Source organism: Rathayibacter sp. AY1F9 (assembly GCF_002932155.1).
Classification (GTDB): Bacteria; Actinomycetota; Actinomycetes; order Actinomycetales; family Microbacteriaceae; genus Rathayibacter.
The window spans coordinates 66,490-87,578 of sequence record NZ_PSVA01000004.1 but is presented as its reverse complement, the minus strand read 5'-3'; the positions used below and the strand labels follow the sequence as shown (position 1 = coordinate 87,578).

Sequence of the window (21,089 nt, the reverse complement as noted above, 5' to 3'; positions counted from 1 at the left end):
TCTCAGCCGGCCCGGTCGGGTGCGCTCAGCCGATCGCCTCGCGCAGGACGTGCATGAGGGCGTCCAGCTGCACCGTGTCGGCCGAGGCCGTCTCGGCGTCCGCGCCGTCGAGCGCGCGGGCGGCGAGACCGGCCTTGGCGTCGATGAGCTCGGCGATCTTCGCGTCGATCGTGTGCGCCGCGATGATCCGCCACGCCGTCACCGGCTCCTCCTGGCCGATGCGGTGCACGCGGTCGATCGCCTGCGTCTGCTCGGCCGAGGTCCACGACAGCTCGGCGAGCACCACGTTGGACGACGCCTGCAGGTTCACGCCGACTCCCGCCGCGGTGAGCGAGCAGACGGCGACCGAGACGTCGGGGTCCTCGTTGAAGGCGTCGATCTGCGTCTGGCGGAACGCCGCGGTCTGGTCCCCCCGGATCGAGACGGACGTCAGCTCGCGCTTCTCGAAGGTGTCCTCCGCCTGGTCCATCACGTCGATGTGCTTCGCGAAGAAGACGACCTTGCCCACCGAGCGGGCCAGCTGCGAGGCGTAGTCGGCGGCCAGCGCCGCCTTGGCCTGGCCGATCCGGCGCACCATGGTGAAGACGTTCTCGCCGGTCTTGGCCGACTTCGACTCCTCGAGCTCGCTCTGCGCCACGATGCGGATGAACCGCTCGCGCTCGTCGTCGTCGAGCTCGTGCGTGATCGAGGAGGTGACCGCCCTGAAGCGCTGCAGCATGCGGGCGCCGAGCTCGCGCTCGGCCTTCTGGATGGAGCGGCCGAGGTCGTCGTCCAGCTCGACGGGCAGATCGACGATCCGCTTCGACGGCAGGTCGGCGGCGACGTCGATCTTCTTGCGCCGGACGATGCCGAGGTCGATCACGGCCTCGCGCGCCTCCGGGTAGAAGCCCGTGTCGGCGGGGGTGAGGCCCGTCTCCTCGAGGCGGCCCATCAGCTCCGGTCCCGGCTTGGTCTCGTCGATCCAGCCGAGGAAGCGCCAGATGGCGCGGAAGTCGTCGACGTCGTTGATCAGCGGGGTGCCGGTCAGCGCGATCATCAGCGGATCGTGCCCCGGAGTGGTCTCGCGGATCCTCGACGCCAGCGCGAGCACGCTCTGCGAGCGCTGCGAGCGGAGGTTCTTGATGAAGTGCGCCTCGTCGACGACCATGCCGCGGAAGCCCAGGCTCCCGAGCCAGCCGATGTGCCGGTCGAGGATGTCGTAGTTGACGATGACGACGTCGGCGAACGCGTCGAGCGTGCCGCCGTCTCCGTGGATCACCGTGGCGCGCCGCTGCGGCGTCCAGTGCTCCACCTCGCGCGCCCAGTTCATCTTGACCACGTTCGGCACCACCGCGAGCAGCGGGTACGCCCCGACCACCGAGGCGGCGAGGAGGCTCTGCGCGGTCTTGCCCAGACCCGGCTCGTCGGCGAGCAGGAAGCTGCGGTGCCCCTCGCGGGCGCTCTCGATGAAGCGCGCCTGGTGCGGCATCAGCTCGCGGCCGCGCGGCGAGACCCGGTCGAGCTTCGGCGGCTCCGGGAGCTCCATGCTCGCGGCCCGTCCGCCCGCTCCGTACTCGAACGCCTTGAAGAGCGGCCCGAGCAGCTCCCAGTCGTCGAGCCTGCGACGCGGCGCCGGAGCGGAGGCCTCGGCGATCGAGAAGTCCGGCGGGAGGAAGGGGTTCGCCAGCTGCCGGGCGCGCACCGACTGCGGCACGACCTGGTTGACCGGCACCTCGGGCTTGGGCTCCGGCTCGGTCACGATGAGCAGCTCGTCGGGGCTGAGCTCCGCGCCCGCCTCGAGCAGCCAGTCGCGGCGGAGCTTCTGCGCGGCCGCCGTGACGCCGGCCTCCGATTCGAGCAGCGCGATCAGGCTGGTGTCGCGGGCGGCCGTCTTGGCCAGGATCGTGGCGATGCCGTCGAGGCGCTTCATCTCCTCGGCGCGCTGCGCGTCGCTGAGCGAGGGATCGACCTTGACCCGCTTGCGCTCCTCGCGCATCAGGAGGGCGATCACCAGGAACTTCGTCCGGTTGGTCGGTCCGACCTTGCCGGTCTGGGCCTTCGCCTCCACCTCGCGGACGCGGCGGGCGAGGATCGGGATGATCCCCGCGTTGTCCACGCCGCGCGAGCGCGATCGGGGTCGGCTCCCGGCGGCGTTCGACGCTCGTCGCGTCTGACCGGACTGACGCTGGCCGCTGCGAGCCATGCTCCTCCTCGATGTGTGACGGGGGGCGGAGGAGGGGTTCCCGCGCGCTGCCGTCGCCGTGCATCCGCCGGATCGCCTCCGGAGAGGCGTCGGGCGTCGGTGCATCCGGTGGCCGTCGGGAGCTCCGAGCAACGGGTCTGGGACCCGGTCGCAGCATCCCCGGCGTGCGGGTGCGCCGCCAGTCTACTCCTCGGGGCGGTCCGGTCGGCGCTCCGCCGCGCGGACGGTCGCGCTCGTCGTCATTCCGGAGTCGGGACGCGGATGACGAGGCCCGCCGCCACGAAGACGCCGACCGCGGCGAGGCTCAGCGAGGACCAGATCGCGTCCGGGAAGGCGAACGGCAGCACCGGGTTCCACAGCACGAGCACCGGGACGAGCCCGATCAGCCAGAGGAGTGCGCGCGCCTGGATCGCGAACCAGCCGATGACCGCCGCGAGGATCGCGACCGGGTAGCGGATGAAGTCGTAGGCGTCGGAGCCGACGAGGGCGAGCCCGGCCAGCAGCACGATCGCGCCGAGGATCCCGGGCGCGAGCGCCATGCGGGCGCGGTCGCGCGAGGGGTAGCGGGCGGCGGTCGCGCGGGACGGCTTGCGGGTGCTCACCCCTCGATCGTAGGCGCGCATACCCCGCCCGGGTACCGCCTGCGGCGCGTAGGCTGGAGGAGTGATCGAGGACGTCAAGAAGCGCTCGCTGCACCGTGCCCGGATCCTGGGCGGCCAGATGCGCGGCCTCGAGCGGATGATCGAGAACGAGGACTACTGCGTCGACATCGTCACGCAGTCCCTCGCGATCCAGAAGTCGCTCGGCTCGCTCAACAAGCTCATCGTCGAGAACCACCTCCGCACGCACATCACCGCGATGTTCGAGGAGGGCGGAGACGCCCGCGAGGCGGCGATCGCCGAGCTCGTGAAGATCTTCGAGCTCTCCAACAACCGCTCGTGACCGCCGGCCTCGTCGCCGCGGCGCGGGTGCGCCCGCTGCTGCTCGACGGGGGCCTGGGCACGGAGCTGGAGGCGCAGGGCGCCGCGGTGGACTCCTCGCTCTGGAGCGCCCGGGTCCTGCTGGAGGAGCCCGGCCGGGTCGTCGCCGCGCACCGCGCCTTCGCCGAGGCGGGCGCCCGGGTCGCGGTGACCGCGAGCTACCAGGTGTCCGCGAGCGGATTCGCGGCCGCGGGCCTGGCCCCGGGCCTCGCGGAGCGCGCCCTCCGGGAGAGCGTCGACCTGGCCCGGCGCGCGCAGAGCGGCTGGGTCGCCGCCTCCGTCGGCCCTTTCGGTGCGAGCCTCGGCGACGGCTCCGAGTACCGCGGCGACGACGGCCTCACCGTCGGCGAGCTCGCCGCCTGGCACCGCCCGCGCCTGGAGACCCTGGCCGCGGCCGGGCCCGACCTGCTCGCCGTTGAGACCATCCCGTCGGTGCGGGAGGTGCGGGCCGTCGTGAAGGCCCTCGCGGGCTCCTCGGTCCCCGCCTGGATCTGCGTGAGCGGTCGTTCGGGCCGCACCGCGTCCGGCGAGCCCCTGGCCGAGGCGCTCGCCGTCGCCGCCGCCTCCGAGGAGGTCGTCGGCGTGGGAGTGAACTGCTGCCCGCCCGGCGACGTCGCCGAGGCGGTCCGCATCGCCCGCTCCGTCACCGGCAAGCTGGTCGTCGTGTACCCGAACAGCGGCGAGGAGTGGGACGCCGTCGAGCGTCGCTGGGCAGGCGACGCGGCCTTCGACCCTGCGCTGGTCGCCTCCTGGCGCGCGGCGGGAGCGGATCTGATCGGCGGCTGCTGCCGCGTGGGACCTGCGGCGATCGCTGCCCTCGGACGAAGCCTTAAGGAGGAGTCGTGACCACCCTGAGAGCCGTGCGCGGCGACCTCACCCGCGAGCACGTCGACGCGATCGTGAACGCGGCGAACTCGTCGCTCCTCGGCGGCGGCGGCGTCGACGGCGCGATCCACCGCGCGGGCGGACCAAAGATCCTCGCCGAGTGCCGCCGGCTCCGCGGGACCGAGCTGCCGGACGGTCTCCCCGCCGGCTCCGCGGTCGCCACGACCGCCGGCCGCCTCCCCGCCCGCTGGGTCGTGCACACCGTCGGTCCCGTCCACTCGCGGTCGGAGGACCGCAGCGCCGTCCTCGCCTCGGCCTACCGCGAGTCGGTGCGCACCGCCGTCGGTCTCGGTGCGCGGACGCTCGCCTTCCCGGCCGTCTCGGCGGGCGTCTACGGCTGGCCGATGGACGACGCGGCGCGCATCGCGGTGGAGACGGTCCGCGAGGCGACCGCGGACGGCGCACTCGACGAGGTCCGGTTCGTCCTCTTCTCCGCGGACGCCCTCGCGGCCTTCGAGGCCGCCCTGGCCGCGGAATGACGGAAGGGGAGCCGACCCTGCGTTCGACTCCCCCTCCACGGTGCTGCGCTAGGCCGTCTTCGGCCGCGCGAACTCGTCGTAGGGCAGCGTGATCGGGCGGGTCCGCGGAGGCATCCGCACGACCGCCTCGAGCGCCGGGCCCAGTGCCTCGCGCCAGGCGCGGTAGCCGTCCTCGTTGAGGTGCAGGCCGTCCGGCGAGTACTGCTCGAGCAGCCCGCCGTCCTCGCCCGCGAGCACCGGCCACAGGTCGAGGTAGCCCGCGTGCGCCGTGGGCGCGAACTGCCACAGGTGGCGGTTGATCTCGCGGATCTGCGGCGCGAACTCGTGTCCGCGCGGCAGGACCGAGGTCACCAGGATGCGCACGTCCGGGAGGTCGCGCCGGAACGTCGCGACGATCGTCTCGATGTTGCGCACGACGTGCTCCGTCGTGCGGTGCCAGGCGAGGTCGTTGGTGCCGATCAGCAGCACCACCGTGTCCGGCTCCTGCGCGACCAGCTCGGCGAGCCGCGCGACGACGTCCGCCGTGGTGGCCCCTCCGACTCCCTCGTCGACGACCGTCGACTCCGTCAGCCACTCGCCCCAGGCTCCCGCCTGGATGATGCTGTCCCCGATGAAGAGGACCTTCCCCAGCTGGAGTCCGCGCCCCGCGTCCGTACTCGACCGTTCGCTCATCGTGCTCCTCTCGTCGGCGTCCCGGGCGGCCTCGCCGCCGCCGGACCCCTCCATTGTCACCGCTGCACCCGGCGCCCGCCAGGGGAGCGCTCGTCGCCGGAGTCCGGCAGGTCGGCCGCGGTGGCCGTGATGCGGTTGGCCATGCCGTTGAAGATGATGCCGTGGAAGGGCAGGATCGCGAACCAGTAGAGCCTGCCCGCGAGGCCCTGCGGGAAGAAGACCGCGCGCTGCGTGTAGACCGAGCCGCCGTCTCCGGAGGGCTCGGCGCGCATCTCGAGCCAGGCCCCGCCGGGCACCTTCATCTCGGCGCGCAGGCGCAGGAGCTTCGGCCGCTCGATCTCCTCGACGCGCCAGAAGTCGAGGGCGTCGCCGGCGTGCAGGCGCGCGGAGTCGCGGCGCCCGCGCTGCAGGCCCACTCCCCCGACGAGGCGGTCCATCCAGCCGCGGATCACCCATGCGAGCGGGAAGGAGTACCAGCCGTTGGTGCCGCCGATGCCCTCGATGACGCGCCAGAGCTTGGCCGGGTCGGCCTGGGTGCGGCGCTCCTTGAGGTCCACGTAGACCGTGTGGCCGGCCCACTCCGGGTCGCTCGGCAGCGGATCGCTGGGAGCGCCGACGACCTCCGCGTTCTGCCAGCTCGTCTCGATCTCGCCCGCCTGCATCTTTCCCAGCGCGAGCCGGACGGCGCGGCGGTAGGAGGTCAGCCCGCCCTCGGGGTCGGGGATGAGCGCGCGGATGTCCTGCTCGTGCACGACGCAGTCGTACTGCAGCGAGGCGATGATGGGCACCGCGAGCGAGCGCGGGATCGGCGTGACCAGGTTGACCCACTGCGAGGCCAGCCACGGGGTGAACACCGGCAGGGACGCGATCGGCCGCTGCGGGAGCCCGGCCTCGACCGCGTAGCCGTTCATCATCTGGCCGTAGCGGAGCACGTCGGGCCCGCCGATGTCGAAGGTGCGGTTGAGCGTGGCGTCCTCGAGCGACGCGGAGCCGATCAGGTAGTGCAGCACGTCGCGCACGGCGATCGGCTGGATGAAGTTGCGCACCCACTGCGGCGCGGGCATGTACGGCAGCACGTCGGTGAGGTGGCGCACCATCTCGAACGAGGTCGACCCGGAGCCGATGATCACGCCCGCCTGCAGGGCGATCGTCGGCACTCCCGACTCCATCAGGATCCGGCCCACCTCAGCGCGCGAGCGGAGGTGCTTCGAGAGCTCCTGGCCCTCGGGGTGCAGGCCGCCGAGGTAGACGATGCGGCCGACGCCGGCCGACCTCGCGGCCGTGGCGACGTTCTGCGCGGCGCGGCTCTCGACCTCCTCGAAGTGGGCGTGGTCGTTGCCCGAGCCCATCGAGTGGACGAGGTAGTAGAGGACGTCGACGCCCTCGACCGCGGCCTCCAGCGACTCCGGATCGCCGAGATCGCCCTGGGCGACCTCGACCTCCTCCGCCCACGGCACGTCGACCAGCTTGCGCGGGTCGCGCACCAGGACGCGCACCCGGAAGCCCGCCTCGAGGAGGCGCGGCGTCAGCCGGCCGCCGATGTATCCGGTCGCGCCGGTGACGAGCGCGAGGGGGCGCGCCGAGTCGGAGGGGGTTTCGCTCATGCGGCCACGGTACGCCGATGGCCCCGGGACCTCTCCCGCTGGTGCGGGCCCGCGGCCCCTGCTAGGCGGCGGCCGGCATCCCGCTCAGTCGATGCCGAGGACTTCGCGGACCTGCACCACGTCGTGGTTCATCTGGCGGATGAGGGGCTCGACGCCCTCGTAGGCGACCTGGCCGCGGATCCGGCCGACGAACGCCACGTCGACCACGCGGTCGTAGAGGTCGAGGGTGTCGAGCGTCTGGTCGAGCACGTACGCCTCGACCTGCTTGGGCGGCACTCCGACGAAGGTCGGGTTGCTGCCGACCGAGATCGCGGCGGGATGCGTGACGCCGTCGGTGGTGAGCCGGCCCGCGTAGACGCCGTCGCCCGGGATCAGGCCCTGCGACTGCGGCGAGAGGTTCGCGGTCGGGAAGCCCAGCTCGCGGCCGCGCTTCGCTCCGTGCACGACCACGCCGCGGACGACGGGCTCGTGCCCGAGCAGGCGCGTCGCGTGCTCCACGTCGCCCTCGGCCAGCAGCTCGCGGATCCAGGTGGAGGAGACGCGGCGGCCGTCCTCGGGCCGCACGTCGTCGATCAGCTCCACCTCGAATCCGTGCTGCCCGCCGAGCACGCGCAGCAGGTCGACGTCGCCCGCTCCCCGGGCGCCGAAGCGGAAGTCGGAGCCGACGAGGACCACACGGGCCTCGAGCGCCTTTACCAGCACCTGCTCGACGAACTGCTCGGGTGAGAGCGCCCGGAACGCCTCGTCGAAGGTGAGCAGCAGCGTCGCGTCCACGCCGGTCCCGGCGAGGAGCTCGAGCTTCTGCTCGTTGCCGACCAGGACGGGCGGGCACTTCTCCGGCGCGATCACGCTGAGCGGATTGCGGTCGAAGGTGACGACGACGGCGGCGAGCCCCTGCTCGCGGGCCCGCTCGTGCAGCCGGCCGATGACGGCCCGATGCCCGGAGTGGACGCCGTCGAACTTGCCGATCGTGACGGCGGAGGGTCCGATCCCGGCCAGGTCGCCGGGGCGGGTCTCGACGCGCATCAGGCGGCCGCCCGGGCCGTGCGCCGCCCCTGCGCGCGGAGCCACCAGAGGCCGAGCACGGGCAGGACGAGCGGGATCAGCAGGTAGCCGGCGCCGAAGGCCGCCCACACCGTCGACTGGCGCCCGAACGGGTCGGCGCTCGCGAGCCCGAGGAGCTGCGGAGCGAGGAGGCTGAGCGCGCCGACCACGAGCACGCCCACCAGCTCGAAGGTGATCGTCACCCACGCGACGCGCTGCCAGGTGCGGCCCGGGACGATCAGGGCGACCGTCGCGACGATGTACACGACGGCCGAGAGCGCCGAGAGCGAGAACGCCAGCGGCGCCTCGTCGAACCGGTCGATGATCTGGAAGACGGAGCGCCCCGTCGCGGCGAGCGCGAGGATCCCGTAGACCACGACCAGGAGGCTGCCGATCCCGCGCGAGCGGGCGGAACGGGTCGGCTCTCCGCTCCCGGGGGCCGAGGGGACTGAGGGGTCGTGAGCGGCCCGTCCGGACGCATCGCTGGCTGGTTTCGACATCGCACGTCCATGCTAGGCGCTCGCCGGGCCGGGCCCGGTGGCGGGCCCGATCAGGCGCTCTGGAAGAACCAGATCTGGTGCATCCGGTAGACCATGACCGCGATCGAGAGGCAGACGACGCCCAGGATCACGGTGCTCCAGCGGCTCCGCTCGATGAGCGCCCAGAACCCGGCCGCGAGCGGCAGGAGCAGCGCCGAGATCAGGTAGATGTAGTACTCCGGCAGGCTCCCCGACGGGCGGTTGCCGACCAGCGGCGACACGATCGCGACCGCCAGCTGGACGATCAGCAGCAGCTCGACGATCGCCGTCGCGCCGACCGAGACGTCCGAGGGACGGCGGGCGAGCAGCCCGAGCACGAGGCAGAGCAGGCCGGCCGCGACGGCGATCCCCACCTGGAGGATCGTGAACCACTCGATCACGAGGCGGCCGTCCGCAGGTCCTCGGTCGGGAAGTTGACGACGCTCTTGAGCTGGGTGCCGCGCCGCTCGGCGAGGCCGATCAGCCGCTCCCCCGGGCCGACCGCGGCGAGGAGGCCCTTCGCGCCCGCCACCGCCTCCGGGGCCGGGATGCGCTTGCCGTTTGCGAGATCGCCCGCCTCCTGGGCGTCGAGGCGCAGCAGGGGGAACAGCTCGCCCGCCACGAGCGTCGGCGGCAGGAGCGCGGCGGGGACGTCGAGCTCGTCGATCTCGCCGGCCTGGGCCACGGAGAAGGGGCCGACCGCGGTGCGCCGCAGCGCGGTCAGGTGGCCGCCGACTCCGAGGGACGCGCCCAGGTCGCGGGCGAGCGCGCGGATGTAGGTGCCGGAGGAGCAGGTGACGCGCACGTCCAGGTCGAGGAACCCCTCGACCGGGCGGCTCGCCAGGACGGCGAACTCCGAGACGGTCACGGGGCGGGAGGCGAGCACGACCTCCTCGCCGTCGCGGGCGCGGGCGTAGGCGCGGCGGCCGTCCACCTTGATCGCGCTGACCGTGCTCGGGACCTGCTCGATCGCTCCGGTGAGGGCCGCGATCGCGTCGGACACCGACTCCGGGGCGAGGGCCGCGACGAGGGCGGGCTCCGCCGAGGCGAGCACCTCGCCCTCCTGGTCGTCGGTGGTGGTGGAGGAGCCCAGCCGGATCGTCGCCTCGTACTGCTTGTCGAGGCCGACGAGGTAGGTGAGCAGGCGCGTCGAGGGGCCGAGACCGAGGATCATCAGCCCGGTCGCCATCGGATCGAGCGTCCCCGCGTGGCCGACCTTGCGGGTCCCCGCGCGGCGGCGGGTCCGCGAGACGAGGTCGTGGCTGGTGATGCCGCCGGGCTTGTCCAGCAGGAGGATCCCGTTCGGAGCCGGGGCGGGGGTCTCGAGCACGGGTGCGAGGATACACGGACGGATCGGGAGTACCCCCGGGGTGGAGCCGGAGCCCTCGCCCGCCCGTCCTAGGCTGTCCGGATGAGGATCGCAGTACTCGGAGCAGGCGCCGTCGGCGGCACCATCGCCGCCCTTCTCGACCGCGCCGGGCACGACGTCGAGGTCACCGCCCGAGGCGACCACCTCACCGCGATCCGCCGGTCGGGGATCCGGCTCGACGGGGCGTGGGGCGAGCACACCGCCTGGGTCCGCTGCGGCGAGTCTCTCGACCTCGTGCCCGATCTCGCCTTCGTCTGCACGAAAGCGCAGGACGCCGAGGACGCGCTGCGCACCAACCGCCGCACGGTCGACGGCACTCTCGTCGTCGTCGTCCAGAACGGACTGGACGGACTCACCGCGGCGGCCCGGCAGGTGCGCGACGCCCGGCTCGTGGGTGCTCTCGCCCTCTTCGCCGCGAGCCACCTCGAACCCGGCCGGGTCACCGTCACGGCTCCTGCCACGACCACGCTCGGCGTCCCCGGCGGCCCGGCCGACGACGACGTCCGACGGGCCGCCGCCGTGCTCGGCGAGGCGGTCCCCACCGCCGTCACCGACGACTTCACCGGAGCGCAGTGGACGAAGCTGCTGATCAACGAGGTCAACGCCCTGCCCGCGATCACCGGGCTCTCGGTCCAGGAGACGATCGACGATCCGGGGCTGCGGCGCGTCCTCGCCCGGTCGATGCGCGAGGCCGCCCGGACGGGCCTCGCGTCGGGCGTCCGCTTCGGCTCGCTGCAGGGACTCTCGAACACGTCCGTCCGCGCCCTGGCCGCCGCTCCCCTGCCCCTGGTCGAGTTGCTCCCCCGCCGGATGGCCGCGCGGATGGGCGAGGTGCCGAACCCCGGGTCGACGCTGCAGAGCGTCCGCCGCGGAGTGCCGAGCGAGATCGACCACCTGGCCGGGGCCGTGGTCCGCACCGCTCACCGCGGCGGGCGCGAGGCACCGGTCAACCAGCTGCTGGTCGACCTGGTGCACGAGGTCGAGCGGGCGGGCGCCTTCGTGCCGCCGGCGGAGGTCGTGCGCCGCGCCGCCCTGGTCTGAGCCCGCGGCCCTGTCGGACGGACGCCGCCCGCGGCGGCGGCCTCCGTCCCGAGGCTCAGCAGGAGTCGGCGAAGAGGCGCCGGGGCTGCTCCGGATCGCGGATGTCGACGAGGATCCCCGCCAGCCGGCGCGGATCCGTCGTGGCGCGGTACGCCGCGTCCACCGGCGGCTCCTGCGTGTCGAGGCGGATGCTGGTGCTCCACGCGCCGCGCAGCTCCGGCCGGAGGGCGAACTCGCCGTCGACGAGCAGCACCGCGTCGCGGCCGGCGGTCCGCCAGCGCGCCTGCCGCGCCTCGTCGCGCACCGCGTCGAAGCCCGCGAGCACGAACCCGGTGCTGCCGCCGAGGGTGAACGGATCGAGCAGCACGCGGCGCAGGAGCTCGTAGTCGTACCCGGCCGCGTAGGAGCGCTGCTCGTCGGGCACGGCGGGGTCGTCCCGATCGGCGCGGGGACGTCGGAAGTCGGCGAGGTGCGCGACGATCGCGTCCTTGCCGGCCCGGCGGAGCGCCGCCGCGAGGTCGAGCGCGAACGCCGCGCTCACCGCGGGGTCGTCGCCGTCGATCCCGACCTTGACCCGTCCGCGCCCGTAGTTGTGCAGCACCTCCGCCGCGAGAGCGTCGAGCACATCGGCCTTCTGCGGAGCCCACCTGGTCATCCGCCCACGATACGCGCCGCCGCCTAGTGTGGGCTGATGCCCTCCGACCCTCTCGCCGACGCGATCACCGCCTGGTTCCGCACGAGCGCCCGCGACCTGCCGTGGCGCCGCGAGGGCTTCCCCGCCTGGGGCACGCTCGTCAGCGAGTTCATGCTGCAGCAGACCCCGGTGGTCCGCGTCGTCCCGCGTCTGGCGGAGTGGCTGGAGCGCTGGCCGACACCCTCCGCTCTCGCCGCCGTCCCTCCCGGCGAGGCGGTGCGCGCCTGGCAGTCCCTGGGCTATCCGCGGCGGGCCCTGCGCCTGCACGCCTGTGCCGTGGCGATCGCCGAGGAGCACGGCGACGTGGTCCCCGACGACGTCGAGACCCTCCTCGCGCTGCCCGGCATCGGCGACTACACCGCCCGCGCCATCGCCGTGTTCGCCTACGGGAGGCGGCACCCCGTGGTCGACACCAACGTCCGCCGGGTCCTCGCGCGCGCGGTCGACGGAGCGGCGGAGCCCGGCCCGCCCCGCGCGAGGGCCGACCTCGCCGCGATGTCGGCGCTGCTGCCCGAGTCGCTCTCCGAGGCGGCGGCCTTCAACGCGGGCGCGATGGAGCTGGGGGCGATCGTCTGCACCGCCCGCGCTCCGCGCTGCGACGAGTGCCCGATCCGCGACCTCTGCCGCTGGCGGGCGGAGGGGTACCCCGAGCACACCGGGCCCGTGAAGGCGAAGCAGAAGCGGTTCGAGGGCTCGGACCGCCAGGTCCGCGGCCTCATCCTCGCCGAGCTGCGCGCCGCGCACGGCCCGGTCACCGCGGCCGAGGTGGAGTCTCTCTGGCCGGACGCCGACCAGCGCGGTCGCGCCCTGGCCGGGCTCCTCGCCGACGGCCTGGCGACGGGCGGCCCGGAGGACGGCTACCTCCTCCCCGGCTCCTGAGGGCCCGTCGACCGCCGTCCGCGTCGGAGGAGGCGGGTAGGGTCGGCGCCGTGACCGGTCGCCGCCTCCGCCTCCCCCGCCCCGACGCCGCCGTCGAGCGCGCCCTCGACGTCGACCTCGCCCTGGACGTCCAGCGCGCCCTCGCCGCGGTCCGCGTCGAGAACGACCTGCCCGGCCCGTTCCCGCCGGCCGCGCTGGCCGAGGCCGAGCACGCGGACGCCGGAGCGGACGACGAGGACCGCGTCGACCGGACGGACCTCCCCTTCGTGACGATCGACCCGCCCGGCTCGCTCGACCTGGACCAGGCCCTCCACCTGGAGCGCACGTCGGAGGGCGTCGTCCTCCGCTACGCCATCGCGGACGTGCCCGCGGTCGTCCGCACCGGCGGAGCGCTCGACGCCGAGACGCGCCGCCGCGGCCAGACCTACTACCTCCCGGACGGCCGCGTCCCGCTGCACCCCGCGGTCCTCTCCGAGGGGACCGCGTCGCTCCTGCCGGACGAGACGCGCCGAGCGCTGGTCTGGACGCTGACCCTCGACGAGCGGGCGGAGCCGCGCTCGGTGCACCTCGAGCGGGCGCTCGTCCGCAGCGTGGCCCGGCTCGACTACGAGGGCGTGCAGCGCAGCGTCGACGCGGGCGATCCGCACCCCTCCCTCGCCCTCCTCCCCTGGTTCGGACGCGAGCGCCTGGCGCGCGAGGCCGAGCGTGGAGGAGCGAGCCTGACGCTGCCCGAGGAGGAGATCGTCGCCGCCGACGGCGGCTACCGGGTCGAGCGCCGCGCTCCCCTGGCCGTCGAGGGCTGGAACGCCCAGGTCTCGCTGCTGACCGGTATGGCGGCGGCGACGATGATGCTCGACGCGGGGGTGGGCATCCTCCGGACCATGCCCGAGGCCGACCCCGCCACCGTCGCGGCCTTCCGCTCCCGAGCCGCGGCGCTCGGCGTCCCGTGGCCCGAGGAGGAGGCCTACGGCGCCTACCTGCGCCGCCTCGACACCGCCGACCCCGCCCAGCTCGCCATCATGTACGCCGCGGCGAGCCTGTTCCGCGGCGCCGGCTACACCGCCTTCGACGGCGCCCCGCCGGAGCATCCCGAGCAGGCGGCTCTCGCCGCGCCGTACGCGCACGTCACCGCGCCGCTGCGGCGCCTGGTCGACCGGTTCGGCCTCGCCGTCTGCCTCGCGGTGTCCCGCGGCGGAACGATCCCGTCGCAGCTGCGCGAGGCGCTGCCCCTGCTCCCGCCGCTCCTCGCCGCGAGCGACCGCCGGGCCGGAGCCGCCTCCCGTGCGGCGACCGCGATCGTCGAGGCCGCCGTCCTCCGCGGCCGCGAAGGAGCCTCCTTCAGCGGGATCGTCGTCTCCTCGACGCGCACCCGCTCCTCGGTCCAGCTGCTCGACCCGGAGATCACCGTCGACGTCCCGGCCCCGCTCACGCCGGGAGCCCGTGTCGTCGTCGTCCTGGAATCGGTCGACGTCGCCACGGGCTCCGCGGTGTTCGGGCTCGGCGCCTAGTCCTCGTCGTCCTCGCGGGGCTTCACATAGGGGTCGGCCTCGCCGGCGTAGTCCGCCTGAGCGGCGAGCGACTGCACCTGCGAGTCCTGGCTGCGCGCGGCGGCGAGCAGATCCTCGATGTGCTTCGCGTTCTCGGGCACCGCGTCGAGGATGAACTCGAGCGACGGCGTGAGCCGGGACGTGATGTTCCTGCCCACCTCGGTGCGGAGCATTCCGGTGGCGGCCTTGAGGGCCGCGGCCGAATCGGCGCGCTCCTCATCGGTGCCGTAGACCGTGTAGAACACCGAGGCGTGCTGCAGGTCGCCGGTCACCTGGACATCGGTGATGGTGACGAAGCCGAGGCGCGGGTCGCGGAGACCGCGCTCGAGCCGCTTCGCGACGATCACCTGGATACGTTCGGCGAGCTTCCTCGCCCGGGCCGGATCTGCCATGGCTGGTCCTCACATCTCTCTCGGCGAACCGTTCAGCTCGCCATTCAACCACTCTCCGCCCGGACGACCGGTCGCGTCCGAGGGGGCCTTGCTTCTGGGGCGTGATGCCCCTCGACCGCGCGTCTGCGACGGCGCGGGTGGGGTGCCTCCTCGCGGCTCCCTGATCCTCGGGGATCGGGGGGGGGGGGGCGGGAAGGCTCAGGTGCTGGATCGGGAGCCGGACGTCGCCCGCAGGCTCGCTGCTCGCTCAGCGGGCGCAGTCACCGCTGCAAGAACGTCTGATCGGGGCCGGCCTCCCACGCCCGGAGGTGCGGAAGCGCACGCTGGAGGGTGCGCACCTCCGGGACACGGGCGGCCCCCGATTCCTCCCGCAGGGCGCGAGAGGACGAGAGTCCCCTCCCGATCCCGCACGAACAGCGCCGTGAGACGCCGGAAGGCCCGGGCGGACCCGGGCCTTCCAGTGGAGCGGATCAGCCTCGCGGCTTCTCCTTCATCTCGATCGTCTCGATCTCGTCGCCGATCTGGATGTCGTTGTACTTTCCGAGTCCGATACCGGCCTCGTAGTCCGTACGGACCTCCGTGACGTCGTCCTTGAAGCGACGCAGCGACTCGATGGCCAGGTTGTCCCCGACCACGACGCCGTCACGGATGACGCGCGCCTTCGAGTTGCGGGTGATCGTGCCGGAGCGGACGATGACACCCGCGATGTTGCCGAACTTGGAGGAGCGGAACACCTCGCGGATCTCGGCGACACCGGACTGGACCTCCTCGAACTCGGGCTTGAGCATGCCCGTGAGCGAGTTCTCGACCTCTTCGATCGCGTTGTAGATGACCGAGTAGAAGCGGATGTCCACTCCTTCTCGAGCAGCGCGCTCGCGGGCCTTCGGGTCGGGGCGGACGTTGAAGCCCACGATGATCGCGTTGTCGATCGTCGCGAGGTTGACGTCCGACTCCGTGATCGCACCGACACCGCGGTGGATGATGCGCAGCTGCACCGAGTCGTCGACCTCGATCTTGACGAGCGACTCCTCCAGCGCCTCGACGGCACCGGACACGTCGCCCTTGATGATGAGGTTGAGCGACTCGACCTTGCCCTCCTCGAGAGCACGGGTGAAGTCCTCGAGCGAGATGCGCTTGCGGGCCTTGGCCAGCAGGGCGTTGCGCTGAGCGGCTTCGCGCTTCTCGGCGATCTGACGGGCCGTGCGGTCCTCCTCGGTGACGAGGAAGGTGTCGCCGGCGCGGGGCACGGACGAGAGTCCCTGCACCTGCACCGGACGCGACGGCACGGCTTCGAGGACGGCGTTGCCGTTCTCGTCCGCCATCGCACGGACGCGGCCGTAGGCCGTTCCGGCGACGATCGCGTCTCCGACGCGCAGCGTTCCCGACTGGATGAGCACGGTCGCGACCGCACCGCGTCCCTTGTCGAGCTTCGCCTCGATCGCGACTCCGCGCGCCTCCTTGTTGGGGTTGGCGCGCAGGTCGAGACCGGCGTCCGCGGTGAGCAGCACGGCGTCCAGGAGGTCCTGGATGCCGGTGCCCGCGCGAGCCGACACGTCGACGAACATGACGTCTCCGCCGTACTCCTCGGCGACGAGCCCGAACTCGGTGAGCTGCTGGCGCACCTTGGCCGGGTTGGCGTCGGGCTTGTCCACCTTGTTCACCGCGACCACGATCGGCACGTTGGCCGCCTGGGCGTGGTTCAGCGCCTCGATGGTCTGCGGCATGATGCCGTCGTCCGCCGCGACCACGAGGATCGCGATGTCCGTGACCTGGGCACCGCGGGCTCGCATGGCGGTGAACGCCTCGTGACCCGGGGTGTCGATGAAGGTGATCGGGCGCTCGATGCCCTCGTGCTCCGCGACGACCTGGTACGCACCGATGTGCTGCGTGATGCCGCCCGCCTCGCCGGCGACGACGTTGGCGTTGCGGATCGCGTCGAGCAGGCGCGTCTTTCCGTGGTCGACGTGACCCATGACGGTGACGACGGGGGGACGGATCTCGAGGTCCTCGTCCGTCTCGTCGTCGAGCTCCTGCTCGAGGTCGAGACCGAAGCCCTCGAGGAGCTCCTTGTCCTCGTCCTCGGGCGAGACGACCTGGATCTTGAAGCCGAGCTCGGAGCCGAGCACCTCGAAGGTGGCCTCGTCGAGCGACTCGGTGGCCGTCGCCATCTCGCCGAGGGCGAAGAGGACGGTGACCAGGTTGCCGGGGGGCACCGGCACGCCGGTCATGGCCTCGATCTTGTCGGCGAAGTCCGAGATCGACGCGCCGCGGCGCAGACGGATGACCGTCCTGCCGTCGCCGCGGGGGACGCTGACGCCGCCGAGCGACGGGGCCTCCCTGAGCTCGAACTCCTGACGCTTCGTGCGCTTGGACTTCCGGGCCTTGCTCTTGCCGCCACCGCGACCGAAGGCTCCTGCGGTTCCACCGCCGGGGCCGCGACCGCGACCGCCACCGCCACCGGGACGCGGGGCGAAGCCGCCACCGGCACCGGGAGCGCCGCCGGGGCGCTGGAAGCCGCCGCCGGCCGGACGACCGGCACCGCCGGGACGTCCTGCTCCGCCGCCGGGTCCGCCGGCTTCGGCCAGCGTCCCGGCGGACCCGGCGGCGGAGCAGCGGGGCGGGGGATGTTGCCCGGGGTCGGACGCGATCCCATGCCCTGCGAGCTGGCGAAGGGGTTGTTGCCGGGGCGCGGGGCGGCGGGACGCTGTCCCATGCCCTGGTTGCTGGCGAACGGGTTGTTGCCCGGGCGCGGGGTGCCGCCGGGGCGGTTGGAGCCGCCCGAGGCGCCGCCGGGGCGCGGGGTGTTCGCGGCGGGAGCCGGACGCGGGGTGACGGGCTTGGGTCCGCCGGGGGTCGCGCCGGACGCCGGCTTCTCGGCGGCGGCCGGAGCCGCGGGGGCCTCGGTCGGAGCCGGAGCGGCGGCCTCGGCGGGCGCGTCCTTGGCTGCCTGAGCGCGCTGAGCGGCCGCGGCCTCCTGGGCGGCCTGAGCCTGGGCCTGGCGCTCGGCGACCGACATCGGCGGTGCCGGCGCCGGAGCGGGCGGCTTGGCCGGTCCGGGCGTGGGCGCGGACGGACGCGCGCCGGAGGGGCGCGGGGCCCCGGGACGGGCGCCGGCGGCGGGGGCGGCCGGGGTCGCCGACGCTCCCGCGGAGGAACCGCCCTGGCCCTGGAGGGCCTGGCGGAGCTTGCGCGCCACCGGGGGTTCGATGCTCGAGGACGGGCCCTTGACGAACTCGCCGAGCTCCTTCAACTTCGCAAGTGCGACCTTGCTATCGACACCCAGTTCGGATGCGATCTCGTGTACGCGTGGTTTTGCCACTTCTCTCCTGTCTTGGGCCTGCACCCAAGACGGGGGCAGGCGTCACGAACGGACGGGTCTCATTTCGAGCCGCTCATCAGTCTTCGCTCATGATCAGTTCACGGGCCGTTCTGCCTGTTCTCTATGGTGTGATCGTGCGCTGCTCCGGCCCCTCCGGTCGAGGGGCCGAGCCGGTCGGATCGTGCGATGTACTGCTCCAGCTCGCTCGCGTCCACGCTCTCGCGTGTCCGGAACGCTCTTCCGAACGCGCGGCGCTTGACCGCGAGCTCGTAGCAGTCGGCAGTGTCGTGGAGCCACGCTCCCCGACCAGGACGGACGGCACGCGGGTCTACCGCGAGGACGTTCGAGTGGAGGACCAGCCTCAGAAGAGAGGCCCGGGGGGCGCGCAGACGGCAGCCGACGCACGTTCTGACGGCTTCCACTCTACTCCCTCCCCTCCAGGACCGCTCCCCCGCACGGCCGATGCTCGGGGATCACTCCCCGTCCATCACCGAATCGGGCTGGATGTCGATCTTCGCGCCGGTCAGCTTGGCGGCGAGGCGGGCGTTCTGGCCCTCCTTGCCGATGGCGAGCGAGAGCTGGTAGTCGGGGACGAGCGCCCGGACGGCCTTGAGGCTCTGGTCGATCACGAACGCGCTGGTCACCTTGGCGGGCGAGAGCGCGCTGGCGACGAAGGTCGGCAGGTCGGAGGAGTAGTCGACGATGTCGATCTTCTCGTTGTTGAGCTCGGCGGTCACCGCGCGCACGCGCTGGCCGAGCTCGCCGATGCAGGCGCCCTTGGCGTTCACGCCGGGCTCGGTCGCGCGCACCGCGATCTTGGTGCGGTGGCCCGCCTCGCGGGCGAGGGAGACGATCTCCACAACGCCGGACGCGATCTCGGGGACCTCGAGGGCGAACAGCTTGCGCACCAGCGACGGGTGGGTGCGGGACACCTGGACCGACGGGCCCTTGGGTCCGCGGCCGACGCTCGTGACGTAGACGCGGATGCGGCGTCCGTGGCTGTAGTCCTCGCCGGGCACCTGCTCCTCGGGCGAGAGGATCGCCTCGATGGAGCCGAGGTCGACGTGGATCATCCGCGGGTTGGGGCCCTGCTGGATGACGCCGGCGACGATGTCGCCCTCGCGGCCCTTGAACTCGCCGAGCACGTGCTCGTCGGCGATGTCGCGCAGGCGCTGGTTGATGACCTGCTTCGCGGCGAAGGCGGCGATGCGGCCGAAGTCGCGCGGGGAGTCCTCGGCCTCGCCCACGACGGCGCCCTCCTCGTCGAGCTCGGGCACGAAGACCGAGACGTGACCGGTCTTGCGGTCGAGGTGCACTCGCGCGTCGACGGCGGTGGCCTTGTCGGCGTCGTCGGCCTGGCCGATGTGCTTGAGGTAGGCGGTCAGGATCGCCTGCTCGATGATCTGCACGAGTTCCTCGAAGGGGATCTCGCGCTCGCGCTCCATGAGTCGCAGAACGCTCAGGTCGATGTCCACGGGCGGGCCTTTCTCTCTATTCACTTGGATGCCGCGGTGGTGACCGCGGTCGTTCGCCTGCCGGGCTCTCACCCGGATCAGCCCTCAAGGGTACCCGACGCGGCCCGGGGTTCCACCCGCGGATCCCGCCGAGGCACGGAGGACCCCGCCTGCCGCGGGAAGCGGTGGCGGGGCCCTCGGCGTGTCGGGTCTAGGCGCCCAGCCGGGCGAGCGCCTCGGCGTGTCGGGTCTAGGCGCCCAGCCTGGCGAGCGCCTCGGCGACCGGGAGCTGCTCGCGCTCGCCGGACCGGCGGTCCCACAGCTCGACGATCCCGTCGGCCGCTCCTCGCCCCGCGATGACGATCACGGGCACCCCGATCAGCTCGGCGTCGCCGAACTTGACGCCGGGCGAAACCTTCGGGCGGTCGTCGATCAGCACGTCGCGGCCGGCGGCCTCGAGGGAGGCGCCGACCGACTCGGCGAGCTCGAGAGCCGCCGCGTCCTTGCCGGTCGCGATGACGTGCACGTCGAACGGCGCGACGTTCGCGGGCCACAGCAGTCCGCGGTCGTCGTGGGTGGCCTCGGCGATGATGGCGAGGATGCGGGTCACGCCGATGCCGTAGGAGCCCATCGTGACGGTGACCAGCTTCCCGTTCTCGTCGAGCACCTTCAGCCCGAGGACGTCGGCGTACTTGCGGCCGAGCTGGAAGACGTGGCCGATCTCCATGCCGCGGGCGGTCTCGATCGGGCCCGAGCCGTCGGGCGCCTCGTCGCCGGTGCGGACGTCCGCGACCTCGACGGTGGCGTCGCCGTGGAAGTCGCGGCCGGCGACCAGGTCGAGGACGTGCTGCCCGGAGACGTTGGCCCCGGTGATCCAGGCGGTGCCGTCGACCACGCGCGGGTCGAGCAGGTAGCGGACGCCGGTCGCCGACTCCTCGCCCAGGACGGCTCCCTCGGCCGACCAGGGTCCGATGTAGCCCTTGACCAGTCCGGGGTGCGTCGCGAAGTCCTCCGCCGTGGCGGCCTCGACCTCGGCCGGGGCGAAGGCCACCTCGGCGCGCTTGAGGTCGACGTCGCGGTCGCCGGGCAGGCCGACGATCACGAGCTCGCGGGTGCCGTCGAGCGCGGTGAGCGCGAGGACGACGTTCTTCAGGGTGTCGGCGGCGGTCCAGGCGCGGCCGTCGGGGCGGGGCTGCGTCGCGTTCGCCAGGTCGACCAGGGTCTGGATGGTCGGGGTGTCGGGCGAGTCGAAGACGCGCGCCTCGGGCAGGCCCTCGACGGGCAGCGCCGCGGGGACGGGCGTGCGGTACGCCTCGACGTTCGCCGCGTACCCTCCCGCCGACCGGACGAAGGTGTCCTCGCCGACGGGGGTGGGGTGCAGGAACTCCTCGCTCCGGGAGCCGCCCATCGCTCCGGCGTCGGCCTGCACGATCACGTACTCCAGGCCCAGACGGGCGAAGATCCGCTCGTAGGCGTCGCGCTGGCGCTGGTAGCTCGCGTCGAGGCCGGCGTCGGTGTAGTCGAAGGAGTACGCGTCCTTCATCGTGAACTCGCGACCGCGCAGGAGGCCCGCGCGGGGCCGCGCCTCGTCCCGGTACTTGTCCTGGATCTGGTAGATCGACAGGGGCAGGTCCTTGTAGGAGGAGTAGAGGTCCTTCACGAGCAGTGTGAAGAACTCCTCGTGCGTGGGAGCCAGCATATAGTCGGCGTCCTTGCGGTCCTTCAGGCGGAACACGCCGTCGCCGTACTCGGTCCAGCGGCCCGAGAGCTCGTAGGGCTCGCGGGGCAGGAGCGCGGGGAAGTGCACCTCCTGGGCGCCGGCCGCCTCCATCTCCTCGTGGATGATCCGCTCGATGCGGCGCTTGACGCGCAGGCCCAGCGGCAGCCAGGCGAAGACGCCGGGCGCCTGACGGCGGATGTAGCCCGCGCGGACGAGGAGGCGGTGGCCCGCGACCTCGGCGTCGGCGGGATCCTCCCGGAGCGTGCGGACGAACAGATGCGAGAGACGGGTGACCACGAGGGACGATCCT

At 73.1% G+C, this 21,089-nt stretch carries 19 protein-coding genes and 1 pseudogene; 6 read left to right on the top strand and 14 right to left on the bottom strand.

Features of this window, described 5'->3' with window-relative positions; genetic code table 11:
- Positions 1-25 precede the first annotated feature (25 nt).
- Together C5C37_RS04485 and C5C37_RS04480 are read right to left on the bottom strand one after the other, a co-directional pair.
- On the bottom strand, positions 26-2,182 hold the full coding sequence (locus C5C37_RS04485) for a DEAD/DEAH box helicase (protein WP_104225603.1): 2,157 nt from the start codon (positions 2,180-2,182) through the stop codon (positions 26-28).
- A gap of 239 nt (positions 2,183-2,421) precedes the next feature.
- Entirely contained in the window at positions 2,422-2,784 is a 363-nt protein-coding gene (locus C5C37_RS04480) for a DUF6804 family protein (RefSeq protein ID WP_244229446.1), read from the bottom strand.
- Positions 2,785-2,845: 61 nt separating this feature from the next.
- Between C5C37_RS04480 and C5C37_RS04475 the strand changes: the two genes are divergently transcribed.
- Genes C5C37_RS04475 through C5C37_RS04465 form a run of 3 tightly spaced genes read left to right on the top strand, consistent with a single transcriptional unit; the run spans position 2,846 to position 4,526 of the window.
- The gene (locus C5C37_RS04475) at positions 2,846-3,124 is read left to right on the top strand and encodes a metal-sensitive transcriptional regulator (RefSeq protein WP_104338530.1); all 279 of its coding nucleotides are present in this window, start codon (positions 2,846-2,848) and stop codon (positions 3,122-3,124) included.
- Complete coding sequence (mmuM, locus tag C5C37_RS04470; protein WP_104287581.1) at positions 3,121-4,008, top strand: homocysteine S-methyltransferase; 888 nt, start codon at positions 3,121-3,123, stop codon at positions 4,006-4,008. The genes C5C37_RS04475 and mmuM overlap by 4 nt, the downstream gene beginning before the upstream one ends.
- On the top strand, positions 4,005-4,526 hold the full coding sequence (locus C5C37_RS04465) for an O-acetyl-ADP-ribose deacetylase (RefSeq protein ID WP_104287582.1): 522 nt from the start codon (positions 4,005-4,007) through the stop codon (positions 4,524-4,526). Before mmuM ends, C5C37_RS04465 begins: the two co-directional genes overlap by 4 nt.
- A gap of 48 nt (positions 4,527-4,574) precedes the next feature.
- Here C5C37_RS04465 and C5C37_RS04460 read toward each other — a convergent pair whose 3' ends face one another.
- The 6 genes from C5C37_RS04460 to truB all read right to left on the bottom strand — a co-directional run bounded on the left by C5C37_RS04460 (position 4,575) and on the right by truB (position 9,694).
- Positions 4,575-5,198 (bottom strand): GDSL-type esterase/lipase family protein, encoded by a 624-nt coding sequence (locus C5C37_RS04460; RefSeq protein ID WP_104225671.1) that lies wholly within the window; start codon positions 5,196-5,198, stop codon positions 4,575-4,577.
- 56 nt (positions 5,199-5,254) lie between these two features.
- The gene (locus tag C5C37_RS04455) at positions 5,255-6,802 is read right to left on the bottom strand and encodes an SDR family oxidoreductase (RefSeq protein ID WP_104233790.1); all 1,548 of its coding nucleotides are present in this window, start codon (positions 6,800-6,802) and stop codon (positions 5,255-5,257) included.
- 84 nt (positions 6,803-6,886) lie between these two features.
- On the bottom strand, positions 6,887-7,828 hold the full coding sequence (locus tag C5C37_RS04450; RefSeq protein ID WP_104327315.1) for a bifunctional riboflavin kinase/FAD synthetase: 942 nt from the start codon (positions 7,826-7,828) through the stop codon (positions 6,887-6,889).
- On the bottom strand, positions 7,828-8,346 hold the full coding sequence (locus C5C37_RS04445) for a hypothetical protein (RefSeq protein WP_258063425.1): 519 nt from the start codon (positions 8,344-8,346) through the stop codon (positions 7,828-7,830). Before C5C37_RS04445 ends, C5C37_RS04450 begins: the two co-directional genes overlap by 1 nt.
- Positions 8,347-8,396: 50 nt before the next feature.
- The gene (locus C5C37_RS04440) at positions 8,397-8,765 is read right to left on the bottom strand and encodes a hypothetical protein (RefSeq protein WP_104327287.1); all 369 of its coding nucleotides are present in this window, start codon (positions 8,763-8,765) and stop codon (positions 8,397-8,399) included.
- Entirely contained in the window at positions 8,762-9,694 is a 933-nt protein-coding gene (gene truB / locus C5C37_RS04435; RefSeq protein WP_104223057.1) for a tRNA pseudouridine(55) synthase TruB, read from the bottom strand. Before truB ends, C5C37_RS04440 begins: the two co-directional genes overlap by 4 nt.
- 81 nt (positions 9,695-9,775) lie before the next feature.
- Here truB and C5C37_RS04430 point away from each other — a divergent pair, with 81 nt between their 5' ends.
- A complete protein-coding gene (locus C5C37_RS04430) occupies positions 9,776-10,774 on the top strand; it encodes a ketopantoate reductase family protein (RefSeq protein ID WP_104338529.1) in 999 nt (332 codons plus the stop codon).
- Between the two features lie 55 nt (positions 10,775-10,829).
- Here the strand turns inward: C5C37_RS04430 and C5C37_RS04425 are convergent, their stop codons facing one another.
- Complete coding sequence (locus C5C37_RS04425) at positions 10,830-11,429, bottom strand: hypothetical protein (RefSeq protein WP_146085184.1); 600 nt, start codon at positions 11,427-11,429, stop codon at positions 10,830-10,832.
- 36 nt (positions 11,430-11,465) lie between these two features.
- Between C5C37_RS04425 and C5C37_RS04420 the strand changes: the two genes are divergently transcribed.
- Complete coding sequence (locus tag C5C37_RS04420; protein ID WP_104225596.1) at positions 11,466-12,347, top strand: A/G-specific adenine glycosylase; 882 nt, start codon at positions 11,466-11,468, stop codon at positions 12,345-12,347.
- A gap of 50 nt (positions 12,348-12,397) precedes the next feature.
- Positions 12,398-13,855, top strand: a complete 1,458-nt coding sequence (locus C5C37_RS04415; RefSeq protein WP_258074036.1) for a ribonuclease catalytic domain-containing protein — start codon at positions 12,398-12,400, stop codon at positions 13,853-13,855.
- Here the strand turns inward: C5C37_RS04415 and rbfA are convergent.
- From rbfA to C5C37_RS04390, 5 genes and pseudogenes are all read right to left on the bottom strand, one after another.
- The gene (gene rbfA, locus C5C37_RS04410; RefSeq protein WP_104223052.1) at positions 13,852-14,286 is read right to left on the bottom strand and encodes a 30S ribosome-binding factor RbfA; all 435 of its coding nucleotides are present in this window, start codon (positions 14,284-14,286) and stop codon (positions 13,852-13,854) included. The two genes, C5C37_RS04415 and rbfA, sit on opposite strands and share 4 nt — an antisense overlap.
- A 470-nt stretch (positions 14,287-14,756) precedes the next feature.
- A pseudogene (gene infB / locus C5C37_RS04405) lies at positions 14,757-17,605 on the bottom strand (translation initiation factor IF-2).
- A gap of 98 nt (positions 17,606-17,703) precedes the next feature.
- Complete coding sequence (locus C5C37_RS04400; RefSeq protein ID WP_104225593.1) at positions 17,704-18,027, bottom strand: YlxR family protein; 324 nt, start codon at positions 18,025-18,027, stop codon at positions 17,704-17,706.
- Between the two features lie 51 nt (positions 18,028-18,078).
- On the bottom strand, positions 18,079-19,080 hold the full coding sequence (gene nusA, locus C5C37_RS04395; protein WP_104225180.1) for a transcription termination factor NusA: 1,002 nt from the start codon (positions 19,078-19,080) through the stop codon (positions 18,079-18,081).
- Positions 19,081-19,309: 229 nt separating this feature from the next.
- The gene (locus C5C37_RS04390; RefSeq protein ID WP_104338528.1) at positions 19,310-21,076 is read right to left on the bottom strand and encodes a proline--tRNA ligase; all 1,767 of its coding nucleotides are present in this window, start codon (positions 21,074-21,076) and stop codon (positions 19,310-19,312) included.
- Between the last annotated feature and the right edge of the window lie 13 nt (positions 21,077-21,089).

What these genes read in the sequence shown, in the direction of transcription:
- rbfA (WP_104223052.1), bottom strand. Translation starts at nt 14,286, where the DNA reads ATGGCAGATCCGGCCCGGGCGAGGAAGCTCGCCGAACGTATCCAGGTG.
- C5C37_RS04485 (WP_104225603.1), bottom strand. Translation starts at nt 2,182, where the DNA reads ATGGCTCGCAGCGGCCAGCGTCAGTCCGGTCAGACGCGACGAGCGTCG.
- C5C37_RS04455 (WP_104233790.1), bottom strand. Translation starts at nt 6,802, where the DNA reads ATGAGCGAAACCCCCTCCGACTCGGCGCGCCCCCTCGCGCTCGTCACC.
- C5C37_RS04420 (WP_104225596.1), top strand. Translation starts at nt 11,466, where the DNA reads ATGCCCTCCGACCCTCTCGCCGACGCGATCACCGCCTGGTTCCGCACG.
- C5C37_RS04430 (WP_104338529.1), top strand. Translation starts at nt 9,776, where the DNA reads ATGAGGATCGCAGTACTCGGAGCAGGCGCCGTCGGCGGCACCATCGCC.
- C5C37_RS04460 (WP_104225671.1), bottom strand. Translation starts at nt 5,198, where the DNA reads ATGAGCGAACGGTCGAGTACGGACGCGGGGCGCGGACTCCAGCTGGGG.
- C5C37_RS04425 (WP_146085184.1), bottom strand. Translation starts at nt 11,429, where the DNA reads ATGACCAGGTGGGCTCCGCAGAAGGCCGATGTGCTCGACGCTCTCGCG.
- C5C37_RS04450 (WP_104327315.1), bottom strand. Translation starts at nt 7,828, where the DNA reads ATGCGCGTCGAGACCCGCCCCGGCGACCTGGCCGGGATCGGACCCTCC.
- C5C37_RS04445 (WP_258063425.1), bottom strand. Translation starts at nt 8,346, where the DNA reads ATGTCGAAACCAGCCAGCGATGCGTCCGGACGGGCCGCTCACGACCCC.